This is a genomic window from Stenotrophomonas sp. GQ19, assembly GCF_059758695.1.
On sequence record NZ_JCAXES010000001.1, the window covers coordinates 56,698 to 73,930 of the forward strand.

Here is a 17,233-nt window from a genome sequence, read left to right on the forward strand (position 1 = left end):
CATTGTGATTGATGACCAGACTGTGAACGCTTTTGATGCCGCTGCCGGCTGTGGGGTCCGTCTCCGCCAGGCGCGCGAAGCGGCAGGGCTGACGCTTGAAGCGGTAGGGCAGCAGTTGCACATGCCGGTGCAGGTGGTGAAGTCGCTGGAAGCCGAGCAGTGGGACCGCCTGGGCGCCCCGGTGTTCGTGCGCGGCCAGTTGCGCAGCTATGCGCGCCTGCTGAAGATCGATCTGGGCGACGTGCTGGAACAGGCCCGGATCGGGCCGGTGGTGCCGCCGCAGCTGGTCAGCCACACCCATACCCCGCGGGCCAGGCGCATTGCCGAGAGCCTCGGCCGCCGTGTGCTCTATGTGGGCATCACGGCCGTGCTGGCCGTTCCGGTCTGGTTTGCCACCCGGGGCCACTTCGACGGCAGCGCCAACACGCCCAATACCGCGTCGCTGGATGTGATCCCGGCGGCCGTTCCGGTGGGCGGCGGTGCCGTTCCGGCCGAGGCGACCCCGGCGGCGCCGGCACCCACCAGTGCCACCACCGGCACCCCTTCGGCGCCTTACCTGGCGTCGCTGACCCCGGTGCCGCGCCCGGCGGCCACCGCAGCGGTGCCGACCGGCGCGCTCAACCTGCAGTTCAAAGGCGACAGCTGGGTCGATATCGCCGCCCCCGACGGCAGTACCGTGGAAAAGGCGCTGATCAAATCCGGCGAAGCGCGCAGCTTCACGCCGGGCCAGGTAGGCCGCATGGTGCTGGGCAATGCGTCGGCGGTCGAGGTTCAGCAGGCCGGCACTATCGTCGATCTTTCGCCGTACCAGCGAGCCAACGTGGCACGCTTTACGGTATCCTCTGACGGCTCCGTGGCCCCAGTTCCGCACTGAGTCGCGTTTCCCAATCCAATTCAAACAGCTCCTCCTTACGGGCGGGGCGAGAGTACGCATGGCGATCGACGACCTGCTCGACGAGCACGAACAAAGTGAACGCGTCCGCGGCTGGCTGCGGAAGAATGGTGTCAGCATCCTCGCCGGCGTGGCGATCGCAATCGGCGGCATCGCCGGTTGGCAATGGTGGCAGAAGGACCACAGCAACCAGCTGGCCGGCGCCAACGTCCAGTACCAGGCAGTGCTCAAGCACCTGCAGGACAAGGATCTGGCCCAGGCGGCCAAGGGCGTGAAGGCGCTCGACGACGGCAAGGCCAACATTTACTCGGACCTGGCGGCGCTGCAGCTGGCCAAGGCCCAGGTCGAGGCAGGCAAGAACGAAGACGCGCTGGCAACGCTGCGCGCGATCAAGGCCGACCCGGAATTCCAGCCGGTCATCGAGCAGCGCATCGCGCGCCTGTTGCTGGCCACCGGCAAGACCGACGATGCGATCAAGGCGCTTGGCACCGCCAGCGACAGTGCCAGCCTGGAAATCCATGGCGATGCACTGATGGCGCAGGGCAAGCGTGATGCCGCCCGGCAACAGTATGAGAAGGCGCTCAAGACGCTGGACGTGGCAGCGCCGCAGCGGCGCCTGCTTGAAACCAAAGTGATGGATGCCGGTGGCACCGTCACCGATGCTGCGGAGTCGGTGTAATGAAGCATATGGTCATGATCAAGCGCGTTGCCACCCTGGTTCTGCTGGGCGTGGCGTTGTCCGGTTGCACCACCGTCAAGGGGTGGTTCGCCGGCAAGGATGCAGCGGCCAAGAAGGCATTGGAGCCGGCTGAACTGGTGAAGTTCGAGCCGACCGCCAAGGTCGACCGGCTCTGGAGCGTGAACGTCGGCAAGGGCGAGAAGCGCATCGGCGTCCGCCAGGGCCCGACCGTGGCCGACGGCCGCGTGTATGCGGCCGCCATTTACGGCGGCGTGCATGCCATCGATCTGCAGACCGGCAAGAAGGTCTGGACCTGGGAGCCGGCCAAGGAAAAGAAGAAGCCCAAGCTGCGCCTCTCCGGTGGCCCCGGCGTGGGTGGCGGCCTGGTGGTGATCGGGACGCTGGACGGCCAGGTGATCGCTCTGGGTGCCGAAGACGGCGCCGAGAAGTGGCGCGCCAAGGTGCCCGGCGAAGTGATCGCCGCCCCGGCAATCGCCCAGGGCATGGTGTTCGTGCGCAGCAACGACGGTCGCGTGACCGCCCTGGATGCCGAGAACGGCACCCAGCGCTGGTTCAACCCGCGTGAGCTGCCGGCGCTGACCGTGCGCGGCAATGCCGCCGTGGTGGCTGGCCCGGGCGTGCTGTTCGTCGGCAACGATGATGGCAGCGTGTCGGCCCTGGCGATGACCGACGGCCGCACCGTGTGGGACCAGATGGTCGCCAACGGCGAAGGCCGTACCGAACTGGAGCGTATGTCCGACGTGGACGGCGCCCCGGTGCTGGAAGGCAATACGCTGTTCGTGGGCAGCTTCAAGAACCAGACCATGGCGATCGAAGGCCCGACGGGCCGTCCGCTGTGGTCGCGTGATCATGGCGGCGCCGGTGGCGTGGCCCTGACCTCGGGCAATGTGTTTGTCACCGACAACAAGGGTGGCGTGTTCGGCCTGGACAAGAGCAGTGGCAGCGCGATGTGGTCGCAGACCGCCTTGGCGCGCCGCTCGCTGACCGGGCCGGCGGTGCAGGGCGACTACGTCGTTGTAGGCGACTACAAGGGCTACCTGCACTGGTTGCGGACAGATAATGGCGAGCTTGCCGCTCGCGCCAAGAGTGGCGGTGACGCGCTCCTGGCGCAGCCGGTAACCGCTGATGGGATTCTGCTGGTGCAGAACGTTGATGGAAAGCTGACCGCATTCCGGTTGGCACAATAAGGAGTTACCGCGATGCTGCCCTTGGTCGCCCTGGTTGGACGGCCGAATGTCGGCAAGTCCACGCTGTTCAATGCGTTTACCCGTACGCGCGACGCGCTGGTCCATGACCAGCCCGGCGTGACCCGGGACCGTAATTACGGTGTTTGTCGTCTTAACGAAGACCACCCGTTCCTGGTGGTCGATACCGGCGGTATCGCCGGTGAAGAAGAAGGTTTGGCCGGCGCTACTGCCCGCCAGGCCCGCGCTGCCGCCGCCGAGGCGGATCTGATCCTGTTCGTGGTCGATGCCCGTGAGGGCCCGATGGACGACGAGATCCTGTCCTGGCTGCGCAAGCTGGCGCGTCCGACGTTGCTGTTGATCAACAAGATCGACGGCATGAACGAAGACACGGTGCGTTCGGAGTTCGCCCGTTACGGCTTCGGCGAAATGCTGACCGTGTCGGCCGCGCACCGCCAGGGTCTGGACGATCTGCTGGACGAAGTCGTGGAGCGGCTGCCTGAAGAGGGCACCACCGAGACCCTCGACACCGATCCGAACCGCATCCGCATTGCCTTCGTTGGCCGCCCCAACGTGGGCAAGTCGACGCTGGTCAATCGCCTGCTGGGCGAAGAGCGCATGATCGCCTCCGAAGTGCCCGGTACCACCCGCGACTCGATCGCGGTGGACATGGAGCGCGACGGTCGCGAGTACCGCCTGATCGACACCGCAGGCCTGCGTCGCAAGGCGCGCGTGGAGGAGGTGGTCGAGAAGTTCAGCGTGATCAAGACGCTGCAGGCGATCGAGCAGTGCCAGGTGGCCGTGCTGATGCTGGACGCGTCCGAAGGCGTGACCGACCAGGACGCCAGCGTGCTGGGTGCGGTGCTCGATGCCGGCCGTGCGTTGGTCGTGGCGATCAACAAGTGGGATGGCCTCACCGACTACCAGCGCGAGCAGGCCGAAGCCCTGGTGTCGCGCAAGCTCGGCTTCGTGCCGTGGGCCGAAGTGGTGCGCATCTCGGCCAAGCATGGCTCGGGCCTGCGCGAGCTGTTCCGCTGCATCCACGCCGCGCATGCCTCGGCGACGCATGAGTTCAGTACCAGCGAAGTCAACAAGGCGCTGGAAGTGGCCTACGAGACCAACCCGCCGCCGGCGATCCGTGGTCACGTGTCCAAGCTGCGTTACGTGCATCCGGGCGGCTCCAACCCGCCGACCTTCATCGTGCACGGCACGCGCCTGAAGGACCTGCCGGAGTCGTACAAGCGCTACCTGGAGAACTTCTTCCGGAGGCGTTTCAAACTGGTCGGTACCCCGGTGCAGTTCATCTTCCGTGAGGGTGTGAACCCCTATGAAGGCAAGAAGAACGTGCTCACCGAACGTCAGGTCAAGCGCAAACGGCGCCTGATCAAGCACGTCAAGGGCAAGTGACCCAACGAAGAGCCGGCGAAAGCCGGCTCTTTTCATTGCGGCGCTGCCGGCTGCTGGGCACACGCGACGGTAGTAGGCCGCTGGCCGGCAACCGCGACAAACCCGCCGCGCGCGCCCCGGTACGCGATAATCCCGGCCATGCGCACCATCCCCGAACTCACCCCCGCCCAGGCACGCGAACGCGTCGCCCGTGGCGCGTTGCTCATTGACGTGCGCGAAGCGCACGAACGTGCCGCCGGCATGGCCGAGGGCGCGCTCGGCATCGCCAAGGGCGAGCTACTGGCATCGCCGCCTACGCATCTGCCCGCCACCGATCGCGAGGTGGTGTTGATCTGCCAGAGCGGCAGGCGTTCGCTGGATGCCGCAGTCGCCCTGGCCGACCTGGGCTATACGCAGTTGGCGTCCGTGGACGGCGGCACCAACGCCTGGCGGGCCGCCGGCCTGCCCGTGGTGCAGCCGCTGCAGACCGACGACGAGCGCGACTTCAACGAGCGCTACGCGCGCCACCTGCTGCTGCCCCAGGTGGGCGTGGCAGGCCAGCAGACACTGCTGACCTCGCGTGTGCTGGTGCTCGGTGCCGGTGGGCTGGGTGCGCCGGCCGCCTTCTATCTGGCAGCGGCCGGGGTAGGGCACCTGCGCATCGCCGATGACGATGTGGTCGAGCGCAGCAACCTGCATCGCCAGATCCTGCACACCGACGCCAGCGTCGGCATGCCCAAGGTGCTGTCGGCGCGCGAACGCCTGTTGGCGCTCAACCCGCACCTGGATGTGGACGCCGTGCAGGTGCGCGTCAGTGCCGACAACGTCGATGCACTGCTGGACGGGGTGGACGTGGTGCTGGACGGCTCGGACAACTTCCCGCTGCGCTACCTGCTCAACGATGCCTGCCTCCAGCACCGCATTCCCCTGGTGTATGGCGCGGTCGAGCGTTTCACCGGCCAGGTCAGCGTGTTCGACGCCGGCCGCCAGCGTGGCCAGGCCCCGTGCTACCGCTGTCTGTTCCCGGAGCCACCGCCGCCGGAGTTCGCGCCCAACTGTTCTGAAGCCGGCGTGCTGGGCGTGTTGCCGGGAATGGTCGGGTTGCTCCAGGCCACCGAAGTGCTCAAGCTGCTGCTCGGCATGGGCGAGCCGCTGGTTGGGCGGCTGCTGAGTTTCGATGCACTGGGCATGCGTTTTCGTGAGACCCGGCTGCGCCCCGATCCGGCCTGTCCGCTGTGCGCGCCGGGGAAAGCGTTTCCCGGGTACATCGATTACGCCGCGTTCTGCAGCGGACCGTAACGCCGGGCGCTGCCTGATTTCGGCGACCGCGTAACGCCGGGCTCTGCCCGGCTGCATTTCGCACGTTGCCTGCCAGCCGGGCAGAGCCCGGCTCTACGTGATTTCAGGACGATCCTCGCCGCCACCCGGCCCATCGTTCTGTTTTCGGCACGATCATGCGCAACATGGATGCTATTGCCGCCCGGCGCTTTGCCCTATCGTTGAGCCATCTAAAGTAGTCCGGGGAAACAACCGCATGGCGGTCGAAGCAGGTGCCAGTGAGCTGGTGAAAGTCGTGGCGCTGCTGGGCGCGGCGGTGGTGATGGTGCCGCTGTTCCGACGGCTGGGGCTGGGCTCGGTGCTGGGCTATTTCGCCGCCGGCCTGGCCATCGGCCCGTTCGGCTTCGGCTGGTTCTCCGACCCGCAGGCGATCCTGCACACCGCCGAACTCGGCGTGGTGATGTTCCTGTTCGTGATCGGGCTGGAAATGCGGCCCTCGCACCTGTGGGGCCTGCGCAACGAAATCTTCGGGCTCGGCACGCTGCAGATCGTGGTCTGCGGCGCGGTGCTGACGGGCGTGTGCATGCTGTTCGGGTTCCCGGTCAACGTGGCCTTCATCGGCGCCTTCGGCTTCGTGCTGACCTCCACCGCGGTGGTGATGCAGCTGCTGGCCGAGCGCGGCGACATTGCCTTGCCGTCCGGGCAGAAGATCGTCTCGATCCTGCTGTTCGAAGATCTGCTGATCGTGCCGCTGCTGGCCGTGGTGGCCTTCATGGCCCCCGTGCAGGCCGACGCCGGCGACAGTTCGCGCTGGGTCAGCGTGGGCATCGGTGCCGGTGCCATCGTCGGCCTGGTGCTGGTGGGCCGGTTCCTGCTCAATCCGCTGTTCCGCATCCTGGCCGCGGCCAAGGCGCGCGAAGTGATGACCGCCGCCGCGCTGCTGGTGGTGCTGGGGGCGGCGCTGCTGATGCAGCTGGGCGGGCTGTCGATGGCGATGGGCGCGTTCCTGGCCGGCGTACTGCTCAGCGAATCCACGTTCCGCCACCAGATCGAAGCGGATATCGAGCCGTTCCGCGGCATCCTGCTGGGGCTGTTCTTCCTCAGCGTGGGCATGGCGCTGGACCTCACCGTGGTGGCCAACAACTGGCCGCTGATTGTGTCGGGCGTGTTCGCGCTGATGCTGGCCAAGGGCGTGTGCATCTACATCGTGGCGCGCATCATGGGCAGCGACCACCGCCAGGCGCTCGACCGCGGCGTGGTGATGGCGCAGGGCGGCGAGTTCGCGTTCGTGCTGTTTTCCGCGGCCGCAGCGGCCGGCGTGATCGGGGTGGAGGTCAACGCCAATCTGACCGCGATCGTGGTGCTGTCGATGGCGCTCACGCCGCTGTTCGTGCTGCTGCACGACAAGCTGATGCCCGACCGCGAAGTGTCGCTGGATGGCGTTGAAGAAGCCGACGGCCTGTCCGGCAGCGTGTTGATGATCGGCTTCGGTCGCTTCGGTCAGGTGGCCAGCCAGTCGCTGCTGGCGCGCGATGTGGACGTGACCATCATCGACAACGACGTGGACATGATCCACAACGCCGAGCGCTTCGGCTTCAAGATCTACTACGGCGACGGCACCCGCCTGGACGTGCTGCACGCCTCCGGTGCGGGCTCTGCGCGCGCCATCGCGGTGTGCGTCAACAACGCTCAGGACGCCGACCGCATCGTGGAACTGGTCACCCATCAGTTCCCCCAGGCCAAGCTGCTGGTGCGTTCGTTCGACCGCGAGCATTCGCTGCGGCTGATCCATGCCGGTGTGGACTACCAGATCCGCGAGACCTTCGAATCGGCGTTGCAGTTCGGTCAGGTCGCCCTGATGGAACTGGGCGCCGACCAGGACGATGCGCGCGAGATCGCCGAGCAGATCCGCGAGCGCGACGCCGAGCGTTTCGAGCTGGAAATGGCCGGCGGCAGCATGCGCGCCGGGGCGCACATGGTGTTCGGCACGGCGCTGCCGGGCGTGCCCACGCCCACGCCGTTCACCGCGCCCAAGCGCAAGGCACGCACGCTCAACGCCGACGAAGTACCGGAAGAGGAATGACGCGCCGGTGGGCGGGGCGGGCCTAATCGGGGACAATGGCGTCCCCGCCACCCCCGCCTGCCGCCCTCGATGAGCTCACCGACCCCCGCACCTGCCGTTCCCGCCCGTATTCTGGATGGGCGCCGCATCGCCGAAGACCTGCTGGACAGCCTGAAGGTCCGGGTCGATGCCCGCCTGGCCGCCGGTGGCAGCCGCCCGGGCTTGGCCGTGGTGCTGGTGGGAGGCGATCCGGCCTCGACCGTGTACGTGCGCAACAAGCGCCGTGCCGCCGAGAAGGTGGGCATCGAGGCCTTCGATTACGACCTGCCGGCCGGCACCAACGAGGCCCAGCTGCTTGAGCTCATCGACCAGCTCAACAACGACCCCAAGATCCACGGCATCCTGGTGCAGCTGCCGCTGCCGGGCATTCCCGACGCCAGCCGGCTGATCCACCGCATCGACCCGCGCAAGGACGTGGACGGCTTCCACCCCGAGAACGTGGGCCATCTGGCCCTGCGCGAGTTCGGCCTGCGCCCGTGCACCCCGCGCGGCATCGTCACCCTGCTGGGCCATACCGACCAGCCGGTGCGTGGCCGCAACGCCACCATCGTGGGGGTCAGCAACCATGTCGGCCGCCCGATGGGCCTGGAGCTGCTGATTGCCGGCTGCACCGTGACCAGCTGCCACAAGTTCACCCCGCGCGACGTGCTGGAGCGCAGCGTGCGCGACGCCGACATCCTCGTGGTGGCGGTGGGCCGCCCGGGCATCGTGCCGGGTGAATGGGTAAAGCCGGGCGCGGTGGTGATCGACGTGGGCATCAACCGCCTGGATGACGGCCGCCTGGTCGGCGACGTCGGCTTCGAGGCCGCGGCTCAGCGGGCCAGCTGGATCACCCCGGTGCCGGGCGGGGTAGGGCCGATGACCGTGGCCACGTTGATGCAGAACACGCTGGAAGCGGCTGAAGCGGCCGTCTGACCGCCCGTGCCGACCCGGGTCGGCGCATCGCCCGGATGCCCATGCGGCCTGGGTCCCGTGCCGACCAACGGTCCGCGGCGGCCATCCCGGTAGAGCCGACCGTTGGTCGGCTGCCGTTGGCGCGGTGGCGCATCGCCCGGGGGGCAGCCGACCAACGGTCGGCTCTACCGTTCGCCGGCGCGACACAGCGTCGCACCGGCCCCCTGCCCAAGCGGGCCGAATCAGGGTAAAATGTCGCGCTTCCCCACATCTCGGGTATGCCGATGCTGCGCATCCAGGCTGAAGCTCTCACCTACGACGACGTCTCGCTCGTCCCCGCACACTCCACGATCCTGCCCAAGGATGTCAGCCTGGAAACCCGGCTGACCCGCGACCTGCGGCTGAAGCTTCCGATCCTCTCCGCGGCCATGGATACGGTCACCGAAGCACGCCTGGCCATCGCCATGGCCCAGCTCGGTGGCATGGGCATCATCCACAAGAACCTGACCGTGGAGCAGCAGGCCGCCGAAGTGGCCCAGGTCAAGAAGTTCGAGGCCGGCGTCATCCGCGACCCGATCACGGTCGGCCCGGAAACCACCATCCGCGACGTGCTGGCCCTGACCCAGGCGCGCAACATCTCCGGCGTGCCGGTGGTGGACGGCGGCGGCCAGCTGGTCGGCATCGTCACCCACCGTGACATGCGCTTCGAGACGGAGCTGGACGATCCGGTCCGCCACATCATGACCAAGAAGGATCGCCTGATCACGGTCAAGGAAGGCGCCGCGTCGGAAGAAGTGCTGCAGCTGCTGCACCGCAACCGCATCGAAAAGATCCTGGTGGTCAACGATGATTTCGCCCTGCGTGGCCTGATCACCGTCAAGGACATCCAGAAGAACACCGACTACCCCAACGCCGCCAAGGACACCGCCACGCGTTTGCTGGTGGGTGCTGCCGTGGGCGTGGGTGGCGACACCGATCGCCGCGTTGAAGCGCTGGTCGCCGCCGGCGTGGACGTGCTGGTGGTGGACACCGCGCACGGCCATTCGCAGGGCGTGCTGGACCGCGTGCGCTGGGTCAAGAAGAACTTCCCGAACGTGCAGGTCGTGGGTGGCAACATCTGCACCGGCGAAGCCGCGCTGGCGCTGCTGGACTGTGGCGCGGACGCGGTCAAGGTCGGCATCGGCCCGGGCTCGATCTGCACCACGCGCGTGGTCGCCGGTGTCGGCGTGCCGCAGATCACTGCGATCGACCTGGTGGCCGAAGCGCTGCAGGACCGCATCCCGCTGATTGCCGACGGTGGCATCCGCTACTCCGGTGACATCGGCAAGGCGCTGGCCGCCGGTGCGTCGACCATCATGATCGGTGGCCTGCTGGCCGGTACCGAAGAATCGCCCGGCGAAACCGAGCTGTTCCAGGGCCGTTCCTACAAGAGCTACCGTGGCATGGGCTCCCTGGCCGCGATGGAGAAGGGGTCCAAGGACCGCTACTTCCAGGACGCCTCCAGCGCCGACAAGCTGGTGCCCGAAGGCATCGAAGGCCGCGTGCCGTATCGCGGCCCGGTCGGCGGCATCATCCACCAGCTGATGGGCGGCCTGCGCGCCACCATGGGCTACGTGGGCTGCGGCACCGTCGAAGACATGCGCAGCAAGCCGAAGTTCGTCAAGATCAGCGGCGCCGGCCAGCGTGAGAGCCACGTCCACGACGTGCAGATCACCAAAGAGCCGCCGAACTACCGCGCCTGATGCGGCATGAGCAAAGAGGAACGAGGAAGCTGATTCCCGTTCCTCTTTCTCTATCGGCCGCCGGTTTTCGTATTCGTTTCCTGTTTTCTTTCCTGCATTGCCCAGGGCGCCATGACCAACATCCATAACGACAAGATCCTCATCCTCGATTTCGGTGCTCAGTACACCCAGCTGATCGCGCGCCGCATCCGCGAGCTCGGCGTGTACTGCGAAATCTGGGCATGGGACCACAACCCGGCTGAGATTGCCGCGTTCGGCGCCAAGGGCATCATCCTGTCCGGTGGCCCGGAATCGACCACGCTGCCGGGCGCGCCCGCCGCGCCGCAGGAAGTGTTCGACAGCGGGCTGCCGATCTTCGGCATCTGCTACGGCATGCAGACCCTGGCCGCCCAGCTCGGTGGCGCCACCGAAGCGGCCGACCAGCGTGAGTTCGGCCATGCCGAAGTCAACGTCGTGCACCCCGATGCGCTGTTCAAGGGCCTGAGCGACCACGGCGGCGAGCCGAAGTTGAACGTGTGGATGAGCCACGGTGACCACGTCTCCGTCGCCCCGCCGGGCTTCACCGTGACGGCCGTGACCGATCGCATCCCGGTGGCCGCGATGGCCAACGAAGAGAAGCGCTGGTACGGCGTGCAGTTCCACCCGGAAGTGACCCACACCCTGCAGGGCCAGGCGCTGCTGCGCCGCTTCGTGGTGGACGTGTGCGGCTGCGAAACCCTGTGGACCGCAGCCAACATCATCGACGACCAGATCGCCCGCGTGCGCGAACTGGTGGGCGATGACGAAGTCATCCTGGGCCTGTCCGGCGGCGTCGACTCGTCGGTCGTGGCCGCGCTGCTGCACAAGGCGATCGGCGACAAGCTGACCTGCGTGTTCGTCGATACCGGCCTGCTGCGCTGGCAGGAGGGCGACCAGGTGATGGCGATGTTCGCCGAGCACATGGGCGTCAAGGTGATCCGCGTGAATGCCGCGGACCGCTATTTCAGCAAGCTCGAAGGCGTGAGCGACCCGGAAGCCAAGCGCAAGATCATCGGCAACCTGTTCGTGGACATCTTCGATGAAGAGTCCACCAAGCTGAAGAACGCCAAGTGGTTGGCGCAGGGCACCATCTACCCGGATGTGATCGAGTCGGCCGGCAGCAAGACCGGCAAGGCGCATGTGATCAAGAGCCACCACAACGTGGGCGGCCTGCCGGAGCACATGAAGCTGGGCCTGGTGGAGCCGCTGCGCGAGCTGTTCAAGGATGAAGTGCGTCGCCTCGGCGTCGAACTCGGCCTGCCGCGCAGCATGGTCTACCGCCACCCGTTCCCAGGCCCGGGCCTGGGCGTGCGTATCCTGGGCGAAGTGAAGCGCGAATACGCCGAGCTGCTGGCCAAGGCCGATGCGATCTTCATCGACGAACTGCGCAAGGCCGATCTGTACGACAAGACCAGCCAGGCGTTCGCGGTGTTCCTGCCGGTGAAGTCGGTGGGCGTGGTGGGTGATGCGCGCGCGTATGAGTGGGTGATTGCGCTGCGTGCGGTGGAGACGATCGACTTCATGACGGCGCATTGGGCGCACCTGCCGTATGAGTTCCTGGGTACGGTGAGTAACCGGATCATCAATGAGTTGCGGGGGGTGTCGCGGGTGGTTTATGACATCTCGGGGAAGCCGCCGGCTACTATTGAGTGGGAATGAGTTGAAAGAATGAGGGCGCCGAGAGGCGCCCTTGTTGTATGCGGTGTGTGCCCTCGTGTTCTCTTTTCGAAACTTTTGGCACGTCGCGCTGGATTTGTAGCAAGGTCAGAATCTGCCGGCCACCTCGTACGCATGAGCCTTCAACTGCAGGCTGCCTTCGGATTGCGTCGGGAGGAGGTCATCAAGTTCCAGCCCAGTTACGCGGATCAAGGTGACCGCATCGCCCTCAAGGGATCGTGTACCAAGGGAGGTCGGGAGCGAACTGTGCCCATCACCACGACAGCGCAACGCGATACGCTCCAGGCAGCACACCACCTGGCGGGCACAGGATCACTAATCCCGGCAAACAAGACCTACATCCAGCAGCGGCACGTCTACGATGGGCAGTGCAGGGCTGCGGGGCTTAGCAATATGCATGGGCTGCGGCATCAGTATGCACAGATGCGATATGAAATATTGACGGGGTGGAAGTCACCAGCAGCAGGCGGACCTGGCAAGGCTCAATTCGGTCTGTCGCAGCGCTTGGTGGACCGCCACGCCCGCCAGCAAATCAGCCGTGAACTCGGGCATGAGCGGTTGACTGTGACGTCGATCTATCTGGGAGCTTGAGGTTGGCTAGGCTGGTGCTCAAACATTATTCCAATGATAGACTTTGGGCGATTTAAGACGACTTTAAAACATAATTCCAGAGCGCCATCGACATGAGCACTGAACCATGGGTGACTGCAGAACACGTGGCCCAGCATCTCGGTGTCGCCAAAGACACTGTTTATCGCTGGAGAGAGCGGAAGGGCCTACCAGCGCACCGCGTAGGGCGGCTGTGGAAGTTTCAGTTGTCCGAAGTGGACGAGTGGGTGCGCGCAGGCGGAGCCGACGAAGGTGCCACTTAGTCAGGGAGTCAACACACATGAGCACTACGGCTTTTACCCGCCCATGCAATGGCGCTAGTAAACCATTTGGGTCCTTGAGAAAAGAGTCATGACGACCTCAGAACAACAAATCGAACTCGATCTGATCGCCAAGCTTGGTGACCTCAAGTACACCTATCGCCAAGATATCCGGGACCGTGCTGCGCTAGAGGCCAACTTTCGCGCCAAATTTGAGGCACTCAACCGGGTGCGTCTGACCGACAGCGAGTTCCAACGCTTGCTGGACAGCATTATCACGCCCGATGCCTACAACGCCGCCCAAACGCTGCGCAACATCAATGCCTTCGATCGCGACGACGGCACACCGCTGAACTACACCTTGGTGAACATTCGGGACTGGTGCAAGAACGACTTCGAGGTCGTCAACCAGCTGCGCATGAACACCGGCAACAGCCATCACCGCTACGACGTGATGCTGCTTATCAACGGCGTGCCGGTGGTGCAGATCGAACTGAAGACGCTGGCGGTCAGCCCGCGCCGCGCGATGCAGCAGATCGTCGATTACAAGGGCGACCCCGGCAACGGCTATGGAAAAACCCTGCTGTGCTTCTTGCAGCTCTTCATCGTCAGCAACCGCACCGACACCTGGTACTTCGCGAACAACAACGCCCGGCACTTCAGCTTCAATGCCGATGAGCGCTTCTTGCCGGTCTACCAGTTCGCCAGCGAAGACAACAAGAAGGTCACCCAGCTCGACAGCTTCGCCGACAAGTTCTTGGCCAAGTGCACTTTGGGCCAGATGATCAGCCGCTACATGGTGCTGGTTGCCAGCGAGCAGAAGCTGCTGATGATGCGGCCGTACCAAATCTATGCAGTCAAAGCCATCGTGGAGTGCATCCACCAGAACTGCGGCAACGGCTACATCTGGCACACCACCGGCTCGGGCAAGACGCTGACTTCGTTCAAGGCATCCACCCTGCTCAAAGACAACCCGGACATCGACAAGTGCCTGTTCGTGGTGGACCGCAAAGACCTGGATCGCCAGACACGCGAAGAATTCAACCGCTTCCAGGAAGGCTGCGTCGAAGAGAACACCAACACCGAAGCACTGGTGCGCCGCCTGCTGTCCGACGACTACGCCGACAAAGTGATCGTCACCACCATCCAGAAGCTAGGCTTGGCGCTGGACGAGAACAGCAAGCGCAACAAGCAGAAAGAAAAGCAGGGCCAGGAGACCTACAAGCAGCGTCTGGAGCCCCTACGCGAGCAGCGCGTGGTGTTCATCTTCGACGAGTGCCACCGCTCGCAGTTCGGGGACAACCACAAGGCCATCAAGGAGTTCTTCCCGAAGGCCCAGTTGTTCGGCTTCACCGGCACTCCGATCTTCAAGGACAACGCCACGGCCGTACAGATCGAAGGCCAGCAGGCCAGCTATCGCACCACAGATGACCTGTTCCAGCGTTGCCTGCACGAATACACGATCACGCACGCCATCGAAGACCAGAATGTCCTGAAGTTCCACATCGACTTCTTCAAGCCCGAGGGCAAGAAGCCGCCCAAGCCGGGTGAGGGGCTGCCGAAGGCCAAGGTCATCGAGACCATCCTGGCCAAGCACGATGCCGCCACCAACGGACGCAAGTTCAATGCCGTACTGGCCACCGCCAGCATCAATGACGCCATCGAGTATTTCGAGGCCTTCAAGGAACTGCAGGGCAAAAAGCGGTCAGAGGATGACAGCTTCCTTCCGCTGAACGTGGCCTGCGTGTTCTCTCCCCCTGCCGAAGGCAACAAGGACGTTCAGCAGATTCAAGAAGACCTGCCGCAGGAGAAGGCCGACAACCAGCAGGACCCCGAAGGCAAGAAAGCCGCGCTCACGCGCATCATGGCCGACTACAACGCGCGCTTCGGCACGAACCACCGCATTGCCGAGTTCGACCTGTACTACCAGGACGTGCAGAAGCGCATTAAGGACCAGCAATACCCGAATGCCGACCTGCGGCACAGCCAGAAGATCGACATCACCATCGTGGTGGACATGCTGCTCACCGGCTTCGACTCCAAGTACCTCAACACGCTGTACGTGGACAAGAACCTCAAGTACCACGGCCTGATCCAAGCGTTCTCGCGCACCAACCGCGTCTTGAACGACAGCAAACCCTACGGCAATGTGCTCGACTTCCGCCAGCAGCAAAAGCCTGTGGAAGAGGCCATCGCGCTGTTCTCGGGCGAGAAGACCGGCAACCCGCGCGAAATCTGGCTGGTGGACTCGGCGCCCAAGGTCATCGACACCTTGCAAGCCGCAACGCAAAAGCTGGCGGACTTCATGCGGTCACAAGGCCTGACGAACGCCCCGGAAGAAGTCGCCAACCTGAAGGGTGACGCTGCGCGCAGCCAGTTCGTCAACCTCTTCAAAGAAGTGCAGCGCCTCAAAACGCAGCTGGATCAATACACCGACCTGTCGGAAGAGCAGAAGGCGCAGATCAACCAGATCGCCCCGCCCGACCAGATGCTGGGCTTCAAGGGCGTGTACCTGGAGACGGCCAAGCGCCTGAAGGCCCAGCAAGATCGCGACCACACCCCTCCCGAAGTGCAGCAGCTCGATTTCGAGTTCGTGCTCTTCGCCTCGGCGGTGATCGACTACGACTACATCATGGGCCTGATTGCCCGCATGACGCAGCAGAAGCCCGGCAAGCTGACCTTGAACCGCGAGCAGCTCATCGGCCTGATCCAGGCCGATGCCAAGTTCATCGACGATCGAGACGACATCGCCGAGTACATCCGCGGGCTGCCCGTGGGCCAAGCCTTGGACGAGGATGCCATTCGCAATGGCTTTGACCGCTTCAAGGTCGCGAAGAAGCAACGTGTGATCGCCGACATCGCAAAGCGCCATGGCCTGGCAACCGATGCTCTTCAAGGCTTTGTCGATGGCGTGCTGCGTCGCCGCATCTTTGATGGCGACGCGCTGAGTGAACTGATGGCGCCGCTGGACCTGGGTTGGAAAGCACGCACGCAGAAGGAATTGGCGTTGATGGAAGAACTGACGCCGCTGCTGCACAGACTGGCGCAAGGGCAAGAGATTTCCGGACTCAGCGCATATGAGCAGTAGAGGAATTCAACAATGAAAAATAGCGATCAAAAACCCATGCGATTGACAACCGCTCATATTCACTCACTTTTTTCGTTTCCCAGCGAATGGGCCGTAAGGCCTCTGCACGAGGTTTTGCTAGAGCACGGCGAGAAAGACGACGGAAATTGCGAAGTCCACTCTGTTTCAGTGCAGAAGGGGATAATAAATCAAAGGGAGCACCTCGGCCGGAGTTACGCCACCTCGGATACCGGAAAATATAATTTAGCGCACGATCATGATGTAGTTTACACAAAAAGCCCCACCGGAAGCTTTCCATTCGGCATAGTCAAGCAAAACAAAACAAAAAAAGATGTAATCCTGTCGCCACTGTACGGAGTTTTTCGCCCACAGAGCGCAAGCATTGGCTTAATTGTTGAAAGCTTTTTTGAATCCCCATCCCGATCAATAAAGTTTCTTGAACCGCTGGCCAAGAAGGGCGCAAAAAACACAATTCAAATTTCAAACAGCACGTTTCTTTCTGGAAGAATACCTTTCCCAAAAGCGGCTGAAAAACAAGATTGCCTGGCTGCATTCATATCTTCAGCCGAAGAGTTGATCAGCCTGGAGAGCGAAAGACTTGAATCCCTTAAGGAATTCAAGAGAGCTCTCCTGCAGAGCCTATTCCCTAGCAAGGGGTTAGCGACCCCAAGCTTGAGGTTTCCGGAGTTCCGCGAGACTGCCCCGTGGGCTAAGCGACCGGCAGCGGAGATTTTTAGCAATCGGGTTGACCGAGGAAATTCAAATCTCCCGATTTATTCCGTCACAATGACTGAAGGCATGGTTCCTCGATCATCGCTAGACCGAAAAATTGATGACCTCGCCGATTCCAGCGGGAACAAAGCTGTAAAAAAGGGCGATATTGTCTATAACATGATGCGCATGTGGCAAGGTGCTCTCGGTGTTGCGCCGGAGGATTGTATGGTCAGCCCTGCCTATGTAGTCCTTGTCCCTCGAGACATAAATCCAAATTTCTTTTATTACCTCTTGAAACTGCCAGAGACAATGCAAGTCTTGACGGCACATTCTCGAGGACTAACGGAGGACAGGCTCCGATTGTATTTTGATGACTTTTCCAAGATACAATTGCACTGTCCACCCATCGAAGAGCAGAATAAGATTGCGGATTCGTTAATGTCTCTTGATGAGGTCCTCAACGTGCAAAGCAAGAAAGTGAAGGCATTGAGAACTCACAAAAAGTCTTTACTGCAGAGTCTATTCTTTGTAGGAACTCGGGCTTCAGAATGAGAAATTCTAAATCTTTTGCGGGAATAATCGAAGTTTCCGCCCACCTCCGAAAAGAACTAGAAAACAAGAACGTAATTATTTTATATGCCTACAACGGTACGGGAAAAACACGCCTGT

At 63.4% G+C, this 17,233-nt stretch carries 13 protein-coding genes; all 13 read left to right on the forward strand.

The genetic code is table 11. The annotated features are described in order from the left end of the window. Window positions 1-4: 4 nt before the first annotated feature. Window positions 5-874 carry a RodZ domain-containing protein gene (locus AC6CHL_RS00255; RefSeq protein WP_448133481.1) on the forward strand — a complete coding sequence of 290 codons (870 nt, stop codon included), beginning with the start codon at window positions 5-7 and terminating at the stop codon, window positions 872-874. Window positions 875-932: 58 nt separating this feature from the next. After that, the gene (locus AC6CHL_RS00260) at window positions 933-1,571 is read left to right on the forward strand and encodes a YfgM family protein (RefSeq protein ID WP_038688780.1); all 639 of its coding nucleotides are present in this window, start codon (window positions 933-935) and stop codon (window positions 1,569-1,571) included. After that, window positions 1,571-2,779, forward strand: coding sequence for an outer membrane protein assembly factor BamB (gene bamB / locus AC6CHL_RS00265; protein ID WP_038688778.1), 1,209 nt, complete (start codon window positions 1,571-1,573; stop codon window positions 2,777-2,779). Before AC6CHL_RS00260 ends, bamB begins: the two co-directional genes overlap by 1 nt. 12 nt (window positions 2,780-2,791) lie before the next feature. Then, window positions 2,792-4,183 carry a ribosome biogenesis GTPase Der gene (gene der, locus AC6CHL_RS00270; protein WP_498292721.1) on the forward strand — a complete coding sequence of 464 codons (1,392 nt, stop codon included), beginning with the start codon at window positions 2,792-2,794 and terminating at the stop codon, window positions 4,181-4,183. A 138-nt stretch (window positions 4,184-4,321) separates the two neighbouring features. Then, window positions 4,322-5,461 (forward strand): molybdopterin-synthase adenylyltransferase MoeB, encoded by a 1,140-nt coding sequence (moeB, locus tag AC6CHL_RS00275; protein WP_498292723.1) that lies wholly within the window; start codon window positions 4,322-4,324, stop codon window positions 5,459-5,461. A 235-nt stretch (window positions 5,462-5,696) separates the two neighbouring features. Further along, the gene (locus AC6CHL_RS00280; protein WP_038688772.1) at window positions 5,697-7,523 is read left to right on the forward strand and encodes a monovalent cation:proton antiporter-2 (CPA2) family protein; all 1,827 of its coding nucleotides are present in this window, start codon (window positions 5,697-5,699) and stop codon (window positions 7,521-7,523) included. Between the two features lie 69 nt (window positions 7,524-7,592). Beyond that, a complete protein-coding gene (folD, locus tag AC6CHL_RS00285) occupies window positions 7,593-8,477 on the forward strand; it encodes a bifunctional methylenetetrahydrofolate dehydrogenase/methenyltetrahydrofolate cyclohydrolase FolD (RefSeq protein ID WP_038688770.1) in 885 nt (294 codons plus the stop codon). Between the two features lie 263 nt (window positions 8,478-8,740). Further along, window positions 8,741-10,198, forward strand: coding sequence for an IMP dehydrogenase (gene guaB / locus AC6CHL_RS00290; protein ID WP_038692289.1), 1,458 nt, complete (start codon window positions 8,741-8,743; stop codon window positions 10,196-10,198). 111 nt (window positions 10,199-10,309) lie between these two features. Further along, window positions 10,310-11,875 carry a glutamine-hydrolyzing GMP synthase gene (gene guaA / locus AC6CHL_RS00295; protein ID WP_448133488.1) on the forward strand — a complete coding sequence of 522 codons (1,566 nt, stop codon included), beginning with the start codon at window positions 10,310-10,312 and terminating at the stop codon, window positions 11,873-11,875. Between the two features lie 9 nt (window positions 11,876-11,884). Next, window positions 11,885-12,484, forward strand: coding sequence for an integrase domain-containing protein (locus AC6CHL_RS00300; RefSeq protein WP_498292725.1), 600 nt, complete (start codon window positions 11,885-11,887; stop codon window positions 12,482-12,484). Between the two features lie 92 nt (window positions 12,485-12,576). Beyond that, on the forward strand, window positions 12,577-12,765 hold the full coding sequence (locus AC6CHL_RS00305) for a helix-turn-helix domain-containing protein (protein ID WP_498292727.1): 189 nt from the start codon (window positions 12,577-12,579) through the stop codon (window positions 12,763-12,765). Between the two features lie 88 nt (window positions 12,766-12,853). Continuing rightward, window positions 12,854-15,850 (forward strand): type I restriction endonuclease subunit R, encoded by a 2,997-nt coding sequence (locus AC6CHL_RS00310; protein WP_498292729.1) that lies wholly within the window; start codon window positions 12,854-12,856, stop codon window positions 15,848-15,850. 12 nt (window positions 15,851-15,862) lie between these two features. Beyond that, window positions 15,863-17,116, forward strand: coding sequence for a restriction endonuclease subunit S (locus tag AC6CHL_RS00315; protein ID WP_498292731.1), 1,254 nt, complete (start codon window positions 15,863-15,865; stop codon window positions 17,114-17,116). Window positions 17,117-17,233 lie beyond the last annotated feature (117 nt).